Raw genomic sequence first — 15,569 nt, 5'->3', positions numbered from 1 at the left:
GGCCGGCGCGCCGTGCGCTTTCAGGTGGCGCTGCCGTCGTCGAGCAGGCCGTGCATCTTGAGCTTCTTGCGCAAGGTATTGCGGTTGAGCCCCAGCCACAGCGCAGCGCGCGACTGGTTGTGGCCGGCGCGCGCCATCACTTCGCGCAGCACGGGTTTTTCGACCAGGTGGATCACCATGTCGTACACATTGCTGGGCTCTTGCCCATCGAGGTCTTTGAAGTACTGCTGCAGGCTGGCCTGCACGCTGGCTTCCAGGGGGGATTTCATATCGGGCGTGGTTCCAGGGCAAGGGCTGCGGCTGGCCATGCGCAGGGGCGGGCATGGGGCCAGGCGGGCCGGCGCCGCGTCTCGGAAAAAAGGGCCGGTTTTGCGGAGGCGGGACTATACCGCAGCTTGCCGCGGCCGCTGGCAAGGGCCGGCGACGGCCGCGCCATCGGCATTTTGAACAGGCTCTGCCACGGGCGGCGCGGCGTGGGAGCGCAGTTTCTACCGCTATACTTGCCGCGCTCATGAAGGGTGAAGGCGGGTGCGCTGGCTCGCAGCGGCGGGCTGGCGCACTTTTCTTTGCTTGCCGCACCCGGCGCGCGTCCCGGGCGCCCCGTTCGACTGCCTTTCGATTGCCAACACACCATGCAAACGCGCTTTCACAAGGTGGCGGTGCTGGGCAAGTACCAGATCACGCCCTCGCGCGACGCACGCCACGCCGCCCGCACCGTCGTGGAGGACGTGGTGCAGTTCCTGCTGCGCTACGGCTGCGATGTGGCGCTGGAGCAGGACTCGGCGCAGCACCTGGAGATCGAGCATTACCCGCGCCTGAGCCCGGCGCAGATCGGCCAGCAGTGCGATCTGTGCATTGCCATCGGCGGCGATGGCACCATGCTGGGCATCGCGCGTGAGCTCGCGCCCTACGGCACGCCGCTGATCGGCATCAACCAGGGCAGGGTGGGCTTTGTCACCGACCTGCCGCTGAACCACTACAAGGACCAGCTCGGCCCGATGCTGCACGGCATTTACGAGCAGGACCAGCGCGCGCTGATCCACGCCTGGGTCGAGCGCGGCGGCATGCGCGTCTTCGAGGGCGACGCCGTCAACGACGTGGTGATCTCGCGCGGCGCGCTCTCGGGCATGCTGGAGCTGCGTGTGGAGGTCAACGGCCAGTTCGTCTCCAACCAGCGCGCCGATGGGCTGATCATCGCCACGCCCACGGGCTCGACGGCCTATTCGCTGTCGGTGGGCGGGCCCATCGTGCACCCGGCCACCTCCGGCTGGGTGGTCGCGCCGATCGCGCCGCACAAGCTCTCGAACCGACCCATCGTACTGCCCGGCGATACCGAGATCACCGTCAAGGTGCTGGCCGGGCGCGACATGAGCGCCAAGTTCGACATGCTGACCATGCCCGACTTGCTGGTGGGCGACCGCCTGCGCGTGCGCCGCTCGGCGCACAGCGCCTGCTTTTTGCATCCCAAGGGCTGGAGCTATTTCGCCATGCTGCGCAACAAGCTGGGCTGGAACGAAGGGGGCAGCTGATGGCATTGCAACGCATGGCGCTGCGCGATTTCGTGCTGGTGCAGGCGCTGGAGCTGGAGCTGCAGCCGGGCTTTACGGTGCTCAGCGGCGAGACCGGCGCGGGCAAGTCCATCCTGATCGACGCCATGCAGATCGCGCTGGGCGCACGCGCCGATGCCGCGCTGGTGCGCGAGGGGGCGCAGCGCGCCGAGGTGGTGGCCGAGTTCGACCTGCCCAGCGAGCCGGCGCTGCTGGCCTGGCTGGACGAGCACGGCTTCGAGCCCGGCAGCTCGTTGCTGCTGCGCCGCACCGTGGACCTGCAGGGCAAGAGCCGCGCCTGGATCAACGGCTCGGCCGCCACCGCCAGCCAGCTGCGCACGCTGGGCGAGGCGCTGGTGGACATCCACGGCCAGCACGCCTGGCAAAGCCTGATGCGCCCGCACTCGGTGCGCGGCCTGCTCGACGCCTTTGCCGGCGTGGACGAGGCGCCCGTGCAAGCGGCCTGGGCGCAGTGGCGCCAGGCCCAGCAGGCGCTGCAGCAGGCGCAGGACAACCAGGCCCAATGGCAGCAAGAGCGCGAGCGCCTGCAGTGGCAGCTCGACAGCATCGAAAAGCTCGCGCCAGGCCAAGGCGAGTGGGAGCAACTCAACCAACAGCACACGCGCCTGACGCACATGCAAGACCTGCAGCAGGCCGCAGCCCTGGCCTGGCAGGCGCTGGACGGCGGCGAGGCGGGGGGCGAGGGGGGGGCGCTGCCCGCGCTGGCCCAGGCCCTGCAGGCGCTGGAGCAGCACGGCCACATCGAGCCGCAGTTCGCTCAATTGCAGGAGCAGCTGCAGCCGCTGGCCGACCAGCTGCAGGACGCCGCGCGCCAGCTGCGCGACTACGCCCAGGCCCAGGAGTGGGACGCGGCCGAGCTCGAACAACTCGACGAGCGCGTGGGCCAATGGCTGGCCCTGGCGCGCCGCCACCGCCAGCCGCCTGAAGATTTGCCGGCGCTGTGGCAGCAGTGGCAGCAGGCCCTGCAGGCGCTGGATGCAGGCATCGACCTGCAGGCCCTGCAAGCTGCCGAGCAGCAGGCGCGCGAGCGCTTCATGGTGCTGGCGCGCGAGCTCTCGCAGCAGCGCCAGCAGGCCGCGCCGCGCCTGGCCCAGGCCGTGACCGACAGCCTGCAAGAGCTGGGCATGGCCGGCAGCCGCTTTGGCATTGCGCTGCAGCCGCTGCAGCAGCCCCAGGCCCACGGCCTGGACGATGTGCAATTTCAGATCGCCAGCCACGAGCAGGGCGCGCCGCGCGCGCTGGCCAAGGTGGCCTCCGGCGGTGAGCTCTCGCGCATCAGCCTGGCCATTGCGGTGCAGACCAGCCGCCTGGGCCAGGCCGGCACGCTGGTGTTCGACGAAGTGGACACGGGCATTGGCGGGGCCGTGGCACACCGTGTGGGCGCGCTGCTGGCCCAGCTCGGGCGCGATCGCCAGGTGCTGGCCGTGACCCATCTGCCCCAGGTGGCCGCCTGCGCGCACCAGCACCTGCAGGTGCGCAAGCAGCGCCAGGGCGCAAGCATCAGCAGCAGCGTGCAGCCCGTGCAGGGCGCGCAGCGCGTGGCCGAGATCGCCCGCATGCTCGGCAGCGACGCGCCCAGCCAGGCCACGCTGGAGCACGCCACGGAGATGCTGCAGGAGGCCGCCGCCCAGGCGCAGGCCCAAGCGCCAGCACCCGCAGCGCCACGCGCTGCTGGCAAGGCTGGCCGCACTGCCCGCGGCGGCAAGGCCGGGCACAGGCCTTAGTGGAACTTCTGGCGCTGAACTTCTGGAGCAAGACGCAATGCGTGAACTGGTGGTGATTACCGGCATGTCCGGCTCGGGCAAATCCGTGGCCTTGAGCGCCCTGGAGGACGCGGGCTATTACTGCATCGACAACCTGCCGCCCGAGCTGCTGCTGCCCAGCCTGACGCTGGAGCGCAACCAGCAGATCTCGCGCATGGCCATCGTCATCGACGTGCGCAGCGCCGCTTCGCTGCCGCTGGTGCCGCCCATTCTGCAGAACGTGCGCGACCAGGGCGTGAACGTGCGCGTGCTGTTTCTCGACGCCTCGACCGATGCGCTGGTGCGGCGCTTTTCCGAAACGCGCCGCAAGCACCCGCTGGCCGCCGATGCCGATGCGCATGGCGACGACGCGCTGGTGCAAATCATCCTGCGCGAACGCGGCCTGATGGGGGCGCTGCGCGACATGTCGCTGGTCATCGACACCAGCCTGACCCGCTCGGCCGAGCTGCAAAGCCAGCTCAAGCAAATCCTGCGCCTGGGCCCGGGCCATCTGGTGCTGATCTTCCAGTCCTTCTCCTACAAGCGGGGCATCCCGCGCGATGCGGACTACGTGTTCGACGTGCGCATGCTGCCCAACCCGCACTACGACCCGGCGCTGCGCCCGCTGACCGGGCTGGACGCGCCCGTGGCCGAATTCCTCGCGCGCGAGCCGCTGGTGCACGTCATGCAGCATGACGTGACGGCCTTCTTGCACAAATGGCTGCCGCAGCACGCGCAAAACCACCGCAGCTACGTCAGCGTGGCCATCGGCTGCACGGGCGGCCAGCACCGCTCGGTCTATCTGGTCGAGCAGCTGGCCGAGCAATTCGCGCAGGAGGAATGGCAAACCCTGCGCCGCCACCGCGAGATCGAACGCCGCGCCAACGCCGCCGCGCGCCAGTCATGAGATCGCGCGCCAGGTTACGCGCCTGAAGTTCGGCGCGCCGCCACGGCGTCAGTTGCCGCGCAGGCGCGCCAGCGCGGCCTCCACGCTCAGCCCCAGGCCCAGGATGCGCGCATCGGTCAGTGCCGGCCCGGCCAGCATCAGGCCTACGGGCGCGTCACCAGGCGCATGGCAGGGCAGGGACAGGGCACAGCCATCCAGAAAATTGATCAGCGTCGGGTTGCGCAGCATCAGCAGATTGGTCTGGCCGTACAGCGCATCGTCGGCCTGCAGCGCGGCAATGGGCGGCGCAATGTGCGGCACGGTGGGCATCAGCAGCGCATCGAAGGGCGCCAGCCGCGCCTGCACCTGGGCGATCCAGTGCTGGCGCGCGGCGCGCAGCGCGATGTAATCGGCCGCGTCCATGCGCGCGCCGGCCTCGATGCGCACGCGCACGCGCGGGTCGTAGCCGCTGGCCTGCTCGGCCAGCAGGCGGCGGTGCCAGGCCCAGGCTTCGGCGCCGGCCAGGGTGCCGCGCGCATGCAGCGCGGCCAGCTCGGAAAATTCGGGCACGGGCAGGCTGTGGATGCGCGCGCCGGCCTCGCGCAGGCAGGCCAGGGCGCGTTCGAAGGCGGCGGCCACGGCTTCGTCCAGGTCATCGAGCGCCACCTGCGCGGGCACGGCCAGGCGCGCGTCGGCCAGCGGCAGCGGCGCGGGCAGCGTCTGCGCATCGGCGCCGGCCAGCACGGCATCGGCCAGGGCGCAGCAGTGCACGCTGGCGGCCAGCGGGCCGATGGAGTCCAGCGAGGTGGACAGCGGCAGCGCGCCGGCCGTGGGCACGCGCCGCTGGGTGGGCTTGAAGCCCGTCAGCCCGCACAGCGCCGAGGGAATGCGCACCGAGCCGCCGGTGTCCGAGCCAATGGCCAGCGCGGCCATGCCATCGGTGACGCAGACGGCCGCGCCGCTGGAGGAGCCGCCCGGAATGCGCCCGGTGGCGCGGTCCCAGGGGTTTTTCGGCGTGCCGTAGTGCGGGTTCAGCCCCAGGCCGGAAAAGGCGAATTCCGTCATGTTGGTGCGCCCGACGATGACTGCGCCGGCGGCCAGCAGGCGCTCGATCACCGGGGCGTTGCGCGTGGCCGCCGGGGCCTGGCGCAGCACGGCCGAGCCGGCCGTGGTGGCCTGGCCGGCCACGTCGAACAAGTCCTTGACCGACACCGGCAGGCCCTCCAGCGGCGAGCGCACGATGCCGGCGGCGCGCAGCCCATCACTGGCACGCGCCAGCGCCAGCGCGCGCTCGCGGTCGATGCGCGTGAACACGCGCGCGCCTTCGCCGGCCGGGTCCTCGGCGCGCGCCAGTGCAGCCTCGGTCAGTTGCAGGGCCGTGGCGCGGCCAGCGGCCAGATCATCGGCCAGCGCGGCCAGTGTGGGGATGGGGCAGTTCATGGGCGTGCGTGTGTCACCAGGTTGAAGATCGGGCCAGCTCAGGCCACCTCGGGCATCGCCTCGATGGCGTAGCTGTTCATGGTGAAAATCATCCACTTGATATTTGACATAATATACATCGTATTAATTAATAAGCAGGGAGGCGATGTTGCTGCAGCAATGTGTGTTTCATGCCGATCCGGCATTCTGGGGAATATTGGCAGCAACTCAAGCCATTGCTGCCAGCCCGTCCCGCACCCAAGCGGCCATGCGGATGCCTGCAGGCGCTTCGCCTGGATTCAGGATCTCAGCCCCATTTATGCAGCAGGTCCTGCGGGCGGGTGCTGTCGTATTGCTCGAAGGGCTGGTGGATCCAGGGGTTGGTGGGCAGCTCTTCTGCGGAGTAATCGGCGCGGAAGGTGGAGATGCCCTTGGTCCAGATCACGGCGCTGCGCAGCTCGGTGATGGGCGGATAGTCGCGGCGCAGCATCTCGACCACGGCGTGCAGCGTGTGGCCGGTGTCGGCCAGGTCATCGACCAGCAGCACCCGGCCAGAGAGCTCACCCTTGGGCGTGGTGATGTATTTGGCCAAATCCAGCTTGCCCTGGATGGTGCCGGCTGCGGCGCGGTAGGAGCTGGTGGACATGATGGCCAGCGGCCGCTCGAAGATGCGGCTGATGATGTCGCCCGGGCGCAGGCCGCCGCGCGCCAGGCAAAGCACGTTGTCGAATTCCCAACCCGAGCGGTGGATTTGCAGTGCCAGCTTTTCGATCAGGTTGTGGTATTCGTGGTAGCTGACGTACAGGTGCTTGCCGTCTTCGGTGAGCATGGGGCGAGGTCTCCTGGGTTGTTGGTGCTGGGAAGCTCTTAGAGGCTGTTCAAAGTCTCTGCACGGCGGTTAACCAAGCGGATTGGGCGGTCTGCGCCGTTGCAGCCCACCCCAAACCATTTTTGCCCACCCGAGCCGAGACTTTGAAAGGCTCTTAGCCCCGGTGCTCGAAGGGCCGGTGGCGCAAGATGGTGTGGTCGCGATCCGGGCTGGTGGAGATCACGGCGATGGGCACGCCGCACAGGGCTTCGATGCGCTCCAGGTAGCGGCGGGCGTTTTCCGGCAGCTTGTCGTAGTCGGTCACGCCGACGGTCGATTCGCTCCAGCCCGGCAGGCTTTCGTAGATGGGGCGGCAGGCGGCAATTTCGTCGGCCCCCAGCGGCAGCAGGTCGATGCGCCGGCCGTCCTCAAGTTCATAGCCCACGCAGATTTGCAGCGTTTGCAGGCCGTCGAGCACGTCGAGCTTGGTGATGCACAGCCCGCTCAGGCCGTTGACCTGGGCGCTGCGCTTGAGCAGCGCGGCATCGAACCAGCCGCAGCGGCGCGCCCTGCCGGTGGTCACGCCCTTTTCGGCGCCCACGGTGCTCATGTGGTAGCCGGGCGTGCCCGGGGTCTGCCAGTCCAGCTCGGTGGGAAATGGGCCGCTGCCCACGCGGGTGCAGTAGGCTTTGGTAATGCCCAGCACGTAGTGCAGCAGCGAGGGCCCTACCCCGGCGCCGGCGGCGGCGTTGCCGGCCACGCAGTTGCTGGAGGTGACGAAGGGATAGGTGCCGTGGTCGATGTCCAGCAAGGTGCCTTGCGCGCCTTCGAACAGCAGGTTGTCGCCGCGCTGGTGCGCGGCGTTGAGCTCGGCCGAGACGTCGGCCATCATGGGCGTGAGCCATTGGGCCTGGCGCAGGGCCTCCTGCAGGATGGGTTCGAGCAGCAGGCGCCCGTCCTTGACGAAGGGCTGCAGCGCCTCGGGGGTCTGCACTTCGGGCGAGCGCAGGTACTGCACCAGCACATGGTTGTACAGCTCCAGCTGCTCCTTGAGCTTGGCCGCCAGGCGCTCGGGGTGGCGCAGATCCTGCACGCGCAGCGCGCGGCGCGCGACCTTGTCCTCATAGGCCGGGCCGATGCCGCGGCCGGTGGTGCCGATCTTTTCGCTGCCGCCGCGCTCGCGGTGGTGTTCGCGCACGATGTCCAGATAGGCGTGCTGCGGCAGGATCAGCGGGCAGGCTTCGCTGACGCGCAGGCGCTCGCGCACCGGCACGCCGGCGGCCTCCAGGCCGGCGACCTCCTCCATCAGCTTGGCCACGGAGACAACCACGCCATTGCCGATGTAGCAGATCACGCCGGGGCGCAGAATGCCGCTGGGCACCAGGTGCAGCGCGGTCTTGACGCCATTGACCACCAGCGTGTGGCCCGCATTGTGGCCGCCGTGAAAGCGCACCACGCCCTGGGCGCTTTCGGTCAGCCAGTCCACCAGCTTGCCCTTGCCCTCGTCTCCCCATTGGGTGCCGACCACGACGACGTTGCGCCCTGGGCGCGCTGTGGTGGCGGCAGCGGAGCTTGCAAAACTTGGCTGTGTGTTCATACGGTTTCCTGTGGAGACGTCAAAAATCATTCAAAGGTTTGGGGCCGGGGCGGCCAGTTGCTCGGGCCTGGTCATGGTGCGCGCAGCGCATGCGGCCCCGCGCAGGGCGGCCCTTGTTGGCGAGTGCTTTCAGCGGGGTGTTTCTGTTTCCAGCACGCCCTCATCCTCAGTGGCGGGCTGTAGCCTGGCTTGCTGCACCTGCCACTGCCCATTGCACAGCCGCAATTCGCGGTCGCAGCGCAGTGCATCGTCCGCAGCGGCGCTGCCGGGCAGGGTTTGCAGCACCACTTCGCCCTGGCTGCGCAAGCGGGCGATGGCGCTGCGCAGCGCGGCGTCGCCCTCCACCCAAGGGGCGCGGATGGCCATGGCCTGGGGGCGCTGGCTGGCCACGCGGGTCAGCTGCTTGACATCCAGGCTGAAGCCCGCTGCCGGACGGTTGCGCCCGAACACGGCGCCGGCCTCGTCATAACGGCCGCCGCGCACCAGCGCGTCGTTGCAGCCGGGCACGTAGAGCGAGAAGCGCATGCCGCTGTAGTAGCCGTAGCCGCGCACGTCGGCCAGGTCGTAGCTCAAAGCCAGGGCCTGGCCTTCGGCCTGCAATTGCTGCGTCAGCCACTGCAGGCCATCGAGTACCTTGAGCGCGGCCGGAAATGGCGCCAGCCGCTGCCGGGCCTGGGCCATGACGGGCCCGGGCTCGCCGTACAAATCCAGCAGCGCGGCCAAGCCTTCGCGCTGGGCCTGCGGGAAGTCGGCCGTGGCCGCCTGCAGCGCGCTGGCGTCCTTGGCAGCCAGCGCGGTGTGCACGGCGGCCAGGGTGTCCATGCTGGCCATCACGCCAGCCAGCAGGCTGCGCACGATGCGCACGTCGCCCAGCACCAGCACCGGCGCGGCAATGCCTGGCTGGCGCGTGCAGGCCAGGGCCAGCTGCACGATTTCCAGATCGGCCTCGGGGCCTGCGTGGCCGTAGATTTCAGCGCCAAATTGCAGCAGCTCGCGCGAGGCCCCGGGGCGCTCGGGGCGGGCATGCAGCACCGGGCCGCAATAGCACAGCCGTGCCACGCCCGGGCGGTTGAGCAGGTGCGCGTCGATGCGCGCCACCTGGGGCGTGCTGTCGGCGCGGATGCCCACGGTGCGGCCCGAGAGCTGGTCCACGCTCTTGACGATTTGCAGATCCAGCGCCTGGCCGCTGCCGGTCAGCAGCGATTCGAGGTACTCCATCAGCGGCGGCACGATCAGCTCGTAGCCAAAGCTGGCGGCTACGTCCAACAGGCTGCGCCGCAGCCCTTCCATGTGGCGCGCCTCGCAAGGCAGGACATCGGCAATGTGGTCGGGCAGTACCCAGGCGGACATGGCAAAAGGCAAAGGGCTGGCGGGGCCTTGGGCCGCATGCAGGCATGCAGGCGAGCATGGGATGGGCAGGCGCGCTGTTCAGCAAAAAGGCCCCCGGGCCAATCCAAGCCCCATGGGACCAATGTGCTGCCGCGCCCTGCCTTGCGCAGGCCACCGCAGTTAAAAGGCGTATTCTACCGGCCCCGGGCCCTGAGCAAGGCCTGCACGAACACATGCGCTGCGATTCGTGCAGACCTTGCTTCACAAGCGCCTGATGCCGCATTCCAGCCCATGTCCCCTGCCCCATCGCCCCAGGCCCGCCACTTCGACCGGCGCCTCGACCGCCGCCTCGACGCCACTTGGCGCGCAGGCATGTTCTATGCCCTACTGGCCTATGGCGTTTGGGGCTTTAGCGTCATGTACTGGAAGCTGCTGCCCTGGGTGCCCCACAGCCTGCTGATTGCGCAGCGCGTGCTCTGGAGCGTGCTGCTCTTGCTGCCGCTGCTGCTGTGGCTGGGCCAGTGGCCTGCCTTGCTGCGCCTGTTGCGCCAGCCCCGGGTGCTGGCCATGCTGGGCCTGAGCGGGGCCTTGATCACGGCCAATTGGCTGATGTTCGTCTGGGCCATTGCGCAGGCGCGGGTGACCGAGGTCAGCCTGGCCTATTTCATCAACCCGCTGCTGAGTTTGCTGCTGGGCGTGCTGCTGTTGCGCGAGCGCTTGCGGCCATGGCAATGGGCGGCTGTGCTGCTGGTGGTGCTGGGCGTGGGCTGGATGGCGCGCGGCCTGGGGCAGTGGCCGTGGGTGTCGCTGTTCCTGGCCACGACCTTTGCGCTGTACGGGCTGCTGCGCAAGTTCACGCCCGTCTCGGCCACCGTTGGCCTGGCGGTGGAGACGCTGCTGATGCTGCCGTTTGCGCTGGCCTATATGGCCTGGTTCGCCTGGAGCTTTCCCGAGCCGATGTTCTGGCGCCATGGCTGGCTGGGGGCGGCAGCCATTGCCGCCTCGGGCATCGTCACCGCCTTGCCGTTGCTGTGGTTTGCCAATGCCGCGCAGCGCCTGCCGCTGTCCACGCTGGGGCTGGTTCAGTATCTGGCGCCCTCGATCCAGCTGGCCCTGGCGGTGCTGCTCTACCACGAGGCCTTCACGCGCACGCACTGGGTGGCCTTTGCGCTGATCTGGCTGGGGCTGGCGCTGTATTGCGCCGATGCGCTGCGCGCCACGCGCCAGCGCGCCGCATGAGGCCGGCTCAAAGCCCGGCGCACCGTGTCAGCGCACAAGTCCCGGCGTGGGCGGGCAGGCAGAAACTTTGAGCAGGCTTTGAACGGGCGGCTACTCTGATTGCCCGGGCGGGCCTGCCCAGTCGCCCTGCCCTGACTCTGCCGTGCTGGCCTGGGCCGCCGCGCGCTGCGCCCTGGGCGCTTGCAGCAGTGCCGGCGTGGGCGTGGCCGGTGCGATCGGCGATGAAGCGACATTGGCGCTGGCACTGCCTTGCAGGCGCTGCTGCGCCGCCTGTTGCAGCTGCTGGCTCACGGCCAGCAGGCGGGCATGGGCTTGCACGTCGGCGCTGGCGGCCTTGCTTTGTGCATGCTGCGCCTCCCACAGTGCCAGCAGCGGCGCCACGGCGGCGGCCTCCTCGGCGGCCTGCTGCCAGCGCGCTTGCGCAAAATGCTCGGCAGCGCGCACGAAGGCATGGTGGGCGGCCGCATCGTGGCGGTATTCGCGCCACAGACGCGCTTCGGCTGGCATGCGCCAGACCGACACCAGCGCGTAAAGCAGCAACAGGCCCAGCATGAAGATCAAGGCCAGCAGCAGCAGCAGCAGGTTCAGCGACATGTCCACCCGGTAGGGGAACCAAAACAGCGTCACGGTGGCGCCGTTGTTGCTCAGGAACAAGGCTGCCGCCACGGCGGAGGCGAACAGCATCAGCACCCACAGCGCGCTGCGCATCACTGCCGCCCCTGTGGGTTGTTGGCCGCAGCCGATGCGGCGGCGTTGCCGCCCTCTTCCTCGCCCGTGGCATGGGCTGCGCCGCCCTGGCCGCCTGCCTGGCGCGGCGCCTCCTGCGCGGCGGCGATGGCCAGCAGCGTGTCCGTGATCGCCGGCGGCTGCACGGCCTGGATGTGCTCCTGCAGTTGCTGCAGGGTGCGCAGCGCCTGGCGGGTGCGCGGCGCGTCCAGATCGTAGTACTTGCGCAGCAAGGCCTGCACGCCGGCCAGGTCGGTGCGGGCCGAGGCGCTTTGCCTGGCCAGCAGGGCCATGCGGGCATTCATCAGTTGCAGGCGCAGGTTTTCGCGCAGGAAGAAGGCCTGCTCCTGCGTCAGCAGCGCGGCGTCCGGGTGCTCGATGCGCTGCACGCGCACCAGGCCGCGAAAGGATTGGCGCAGCCCGGCCCAGAAGCCGCCTTCGTCGCCAGGGGCGTCGGCCTGGGCCTCGTTCACGGCCGCTGGCGCAGGCGCCTCTGCTGCGCCTGGCGTCGTCTGCGGGGCTGGGGCTTGCGGCGGCTGGGCGGGCGCTGACTCGGCCTGTGGTGGCTGCTGGGCTTGGGCGCTGCCCTGTGGGGCGGCCGCGCTGCCAGGCAGCAGGCCCAGGGCCTGGGCTTCGTGGTCGGAGATGGCAACCGGGGCGCGCACGGCCCGCTTGCGCGGCGCTGCGCCCACGGCGTTGCCCAGCGGCAGGCTCTCCAGTTGCAGCAGCAGCGCATCCATGCGGCCGAGCAGGCCGGCGGTGTCCGTCACGGCCGTGCCGGTCAGGCGCGCCAGGTCGCGGTCGATGGCGGCCACGATGGGGGTCAGGCGCGGCTGCTCGGCGCGCTGCAGGCGGTGGCTGGCATTGCGCAGCGCGGCGATGAGCGGATCGGCCAGGCCGGTCAGCTGCGCCTGCTGCTGCGCCAGCCGCAGCGAGGCCTCGATGTCGATCAGCATGGCCTCGTCGCGCGTGCGCGAGAGCTCGAAGGCCAGTTGTTCCAGGTGCGAGCGCTGCAGCGTGTATTCATTGATGCGCGCCTCGCTGAGGCTGGAGCGCGTGGCCGCCTGCTGGGCCAGGGCCTGGGCTTGCTGCGAGAGGCTGCGCGCCTCGATGGCCTGGGCCTGGGTGGCGGCCGATTGCTGGGCCAGGCGCTCCTGCAAGTGGTTCAGGCGCTTCCACTGCCCGTAGGCCAGCCACAGGGCCAGCGCCGCCGTCAGCGACAGCAACCAAGCGCCCCAGGCCGGCAGCGCCAGGGGCTTGCGCCAGCGCGCCAGCAGCTGGGGCAGCGGTGCGGCCTGGGGGGGGGATGCGGGGGGCGTTGGCTGATCGTCCACGGCAAAAGGCAACAGCAGGTCAAAGGCGCCGATTGTTCCACAGCGCGGCAAGTGCGCTGCCAGGCGGGGCTCAACCGCCGCGGCGCATCATGTCGAAGAACTCGTGGTTGTTCTTGGTGGCCTTCATGTTCTTGAGCATCAGCTCCATGGATTCGATCTCGTCCATGTTGAAGAGGAACTGGCGCAGGATGCGGGTTTTCTGCAGCACTTCGGGCGCCAGCAGCAGCTCCTCGCGGCGCGTGCCGCTCTTGGACAGCTCGATGGCCGGGAACACGCGCTTTTCGTACAGGCGGCGGCTGAGGTGGATTTCGCTGTTGCCCGTGCCCTTGAATTCCTCAAAGATCACCTCGTCCATGCGGCTGCCCGTGTCCACCAGCGCGGTGGCGATGATGGTCAGGCTGCCGCCCTCCTCCACATTGCGCGCGGCGCCGAAAAAGCGCTTGGGCCGATGCAGCGCGTTGGCATCCACACCGCCGGAGAGAATCTTGCCGCTGGTGGGCACCACGTTGTTGTAGGCGCGCGCCAGGCGGGTGATGGAGTCCAGCAGGATCACCACGTCCTTTTTCAGCTCCACCAGGCGCTTGGCGCGCTCGATCACCATCTCGGCCACGTGCACGTGGCGCGCGGCGGGCTCGTCGAAGGTCGAGGCGATGATCTCGCCCTTGACGGTGCGCTGCATCTCGGTCACTTCCTCGGGGCGCTCATCGACCAGCAGCACCATCAGGTGCACATCCGGGTTGTTGGCCGTGATGGCGTGGGCGATGTGCTGCATCATCATGGTCTTGCCGCTCTTGGGCGGCGCCACGATCAGCGCGCGCTGGCCGCGGCCCAGCGGGGCGATGATGTCGATGATGCGGCCGGTGATGTTCTCCTCGGACTTGATGTCGCGCTCGAGCTTCATCTGCTGCTTGGGAAACAGCGGCGTGAGGTTCTCGAACATCACCTTGTGCTTGTTCTGCTCGGGCGGGCCGTCATTGATGCGGTCGAGCTTGGTCAGCGCAAAGTAGCGCTCGCCGTCCTTGGGGATGCGCACCTCGCCCTCGATCATGTCGCCCGTGTGCAGGTTGAAGCGCCGCACCTGGCTGGGCGAGATGTAGATGTCGTCCGTGCTGGCGGTAAAACTCGTGTCCGGGCTGCGCAAAAAGCCAAAGCCATCGGGCAGGATTTCCAGCACGCCATCGGCAAAGACCTGCTCGCCCTCCTTGGCGCGCTTTTTGATGATGGCGAACATCAGCTCCTGCTTGCGCATGCGGCCGGTGTTTTCGATGCCCAGGGCCTCGGCCTGCTTCAATACCTCGGACACATGCAGTGCCTTGAGCTCATTCAAGTGCATGAATACGGTCTCCAGAACAAAGAGAGAAAAATCGGGGGAATGAGGGGAATGGGGGGAAGGTGTTGCAGGCCGCCCGGGGCGGGCCGCAAAAGCCATGCACTGCCACGCAATGCGTGCAGCGCGGCTCAGCCCTTGTCGGCTGGCCAGGTTGCCCCGCTTGGCAAGGCGGGGGCAAGGGCAAGGCGGCCATGGGGGCCGCACAGGCAACTGCAAGAACAAACGCAGCACACCCGCTGGCATGGCGGCGTGGCGCAGCGTCGGGGCAAGGGCGGCCCTGCATGAGGAGCCGGCACCGCGCCTGGCGCATGGGCTGGCCCGTGGCATCGGCCCACAGCCGTGCGTGAATCGACACGGCGTGCCAAGAACAGACAGGCAGTGCGAATGCCAGACCCGACGGAGAAACAAGGCAGGCAGCACGCGGCGCACACTGCCTTTTCTCAAAGCGCGCGATTATGACAGCAAAAGCCAAGCGCCCGTGCGCCCGCGCCCGGCATGGCGCAAAAAATATTTTGCACAGGCACTCAGGCCGGTTTGGCGGCGCGGGCGCGCAGCAAGGTGGCGGCCAGGCCGCTGAGCACGATCAGCGCCATGCCCACCCAGCCCCAGGCGCCGATGCGCTCACTCTGGAACAACAGCAGCCCATACAGCGAGGCGAACACGATGCCCGAATACTGCAGGCTGGCCACCATCAAGGTGTTGCGCGCGCTCGATGCGGTGGAATAGGCATGGGTCATGCACAGCTGGCCCAGCGTGGCCAGCAGGCCAATGGGCAGCAGCCACAGCGCCGCTGGCGTGGCCAGGTTGTGCGCGCCCGTGGCGGCCATCACGGCGCCGCCGGCGAGCGTGCCGCCCAGCGCGAAATAAAACACCACGCGCGTCTCGGGCTCGCCCAGGCGGCCCAGCGCCGCCACCTGCATGTAGGCCAGCGCGGCCATCATGCCCGAGAGCAGGCCGACGATGGCCGCAAAGCTCTGCTCGGCGGCAAAGCTCGGGCGCAGCATCAGCACCACGCCGGCAAAGCCCACCAGAATCGTCAGCATCAGCGGCCCATGCAGGGGCGGCCTGCCGTGACGCGCATCGGGGCGCCAGTGCAGCAGCGTGCCGGCCAGCACGAACACGCCAATCCAGACGCTGCTCATGTAATTGAGCGTCATGGCCGTGGCCAGCGGCAGCTTGCCGATGGCGTAGAACCAGGCCCCCAGCGCCGCCACGCCGACGATGCTGCGCCAGGCGTGCATGCCCGGATAGCGCGTGGCCAGGCCCACGCCCTGCCGGCGCGCCAGCGCCGCCAGCAGCAGCACGCCGATGGCGCTGCGGTAGAACACCATCTCCGCCGGCGAAAAATGCGCCGACGCATACTTGACGCACACCCCCATCGTCGCAAACAGGAACGCGCCCAAAACCATCCACAGTGCATGCATGCCCTACCCCTGCCATTCGCGCGCAAGGCCAGCATGGGCATGCCGCTTTCATTGGGCTGCGGGCCACGTTGGGGTGGCCGCAGCGATTCAAAGCCTGTTCACGATCTTGGCGCACGCCAGAGGTCGTGAACACGCTCTAAGATTCTATGCTTTGCCCCGCCCCAGCC

General features: G+C 68.9%; 13 protein-coding genes. 4 read left to right on the top strand and 9 right to left on the bottom strand.

Features of this window, described 5'->3' with window-relative positions; genetic code table 11:
• Window positions 1–20 precede the first annotated feature (20 nt).
• Entirely contained in the window at window positions 21–269 is a 249-nt protein-coding gene (locus CK625_RS02655; RefSeq protein WP_095538687.1) for a helix-turn-helix domain-containing protein, read from the bottom strand.
• A 363-nt stretch (window positions 270–632) separates the two neighbouring features.
• Between CK625_RS02655 and CK625_RS02650 the strand changes: the two genes are divergently transcribed.
• The 3 genes from CK625_RS02650 to rapZ are packed head-to-tail and all read left to right on the top strand — an operon-like array spanning window position 633 to window position 4,217.
• The gene (locus CK625_RS02650; protein ID WP_095538686.1) at window positions 633–1,529 is read left to right on the top strand and encodes an NAD kinase; all 897 of its coding nucleotides are present in this window, start codon (window positions 633–635) and stop codon (window positions 1,527–1,529) included.
• The gene (gene recN, locus CK625_RS02645; protein WP_095538685.1) at window positions 1,529–3,292 is read left to right on the top strand and encodes a DNA repair protein RecN; all 1,764 of its coding nucleotides are present in this window, start codon (window positions 1,529–1,531) and stop codon (window positions 3,290–3,292) included. Before CK625_RS02650 ends, recN begins: the two co-directional genes overlap by 1 nt.
• 37 nt (window positions 3,293–3,329) lie before the next feature.
• Window positions 3,330–4,217 carry an RNase adapter RapZ gene (gene rapZ, locus CK625_RS02640; protein ID WP_095538684.1) on the top strand — a complete coding sequence of 296 codons (888 nt, stop codon included), beginning with the start codon at window positions 3,330–3,332 and terminating at the stop codon, window positions 4,215–4,217.
• 48 nt (window positions 4,218–4,265) lie between these two features.
• On the opposite strand, the gene CK625_RS02635 is transcribed toward rapZ, so the two are convergent.
• The 4 genes from CK625_RS02635 to CK625_RS02620 form a co-directional block, all read right to left on the bottom strand.
• Window positions 4,266–5,636 (bottom strand): amidase, encoded by a 1,371-nt coding sequence (locus CK625_RS02635; protein WP_095538683.1) that lies wholly within the window; start codon window positions 5,634–5,636, stop codon window positions 4,266–4,268.
• 286 nt (window positions 5,637–5,922) lie between these two features.
• Window positions 5,923–6,444, bottom strand: a complete 522-nt coding sequence (locus tag CK625_RS02630) for a phosphoribosyltransferase (RefSeq protein WP_095538682.1) — start codon at window positions 6,442–6,444, stop codon at window positions 5,923–5,925.
• Window positions 6,445–6,598: 154 nt separating this feature from the next.
• The gene (locus CK625_RS02625; protein WP_095538681.1) at window positions 6,599–8,020 is read right to left on the bottom strand and encodes an adenylosuccinate synthase; all 1,422 of its coding nucleotides are present in this window, start codon (window positions 8,018–8,020) and stop codon (window positions 6,599–6,601) included.
• Between the two features lie 129 nt (window positions 8,021–8,149).
• Complete coding sequence (locus tag CK625_RS02620; RefSeq protein ID WP_095538680.1) at window positions 8,150–9,370, bottom strand: ATP phosphoribosyltransferase regulatory subunit; 1,221 nt, start codon at window positions 9,368–9,370, stop codon at window positions 8,150–8,152.
• A gap of 270 nt (window positions 9,371–9,640) precedes the next feature.
• On the opposite strand from CK625_RS02620, the gene rarD reads away from it, so the two are divergent.
• A complete protein-coding gene (rarD, locus tag CK625_RS02615) occupies window positions 9,641–10,588 on the top strand; it encodes an EamA family transporter RarD (protein WP_095538679.1) in 948 nt (315 codons plus the stop codon).
• 90 nt (window positions 10,589–10,678) lie between these two features.
• On the opposite strand, the gene CK625_RS02610 is transcribed toward rarD, so the two are convergent.
• The 4 genes from CK625_RS02610 to CK625_RS02595 form a co-directional block, all read right to left on the bottom strand.
• A complete protein-coding gene (locus tag CK625_RS02610; protein ID WP_095538678.1) occupies window positions 10,679–11,296 on the bottom strand; it encodes a heme biosynthesis HemY N-terminal domain-containing protein in 618 nt (205 codons plus the stop codon).
• Window positions 11,296–12,648, bottom strand: coding sequence for a uroporphyrinogen-III C-methyltransferase (locus tag CK625_RS02605; protein WP_143326150.1), 1,353 nt, complete (start codon window positions 12,646–12,648; stop codon window positions 11,296–11,298). The genes CK625_RS02610 and CK625_RS02605 overlap by 1 nt, the downstream gene beginning before the upstream one ends.
• Before the next feature lie 70 nt (window positions 12,649–12,718).
• Complete coding sequence (gene rho / locus CK625_RS02600) at window positions 12,719–13,981, bottom strand: transcription termination factor Rho (RefSeq protein WP_095538676.1); 1,263 nt, start codon at window positions 13,979–13,981, stop codon at window positions 12,719–12,721.
• 521 nt (window positions 13,982–14,502) lie between these two features.
• Window positions 14,503–15,402 (bottom strand): DMT family transporter, encoded by a 900-nt coding sequence (locus CK625_RS02595; protein ID WP_095538675.1) that lies wholly within the window; start codon window positions 15,400–15,402, stop codon window positions 14,503–14,505.
• Window positions 15,403–15,569 lie beyond the last annotated feature (167 nt).

Source organism: Vandammella animalimorsus (assembly GCF_002285265.1).
GTDB lineage: Bacteria > Pseudomonadota > Gammaproteobacteria > Burkholderiales > Burkholderiaceae_C > Lampropedia.
This window is presented reverse-complemented; position numbering and strand designations above follow the sequence as displayed.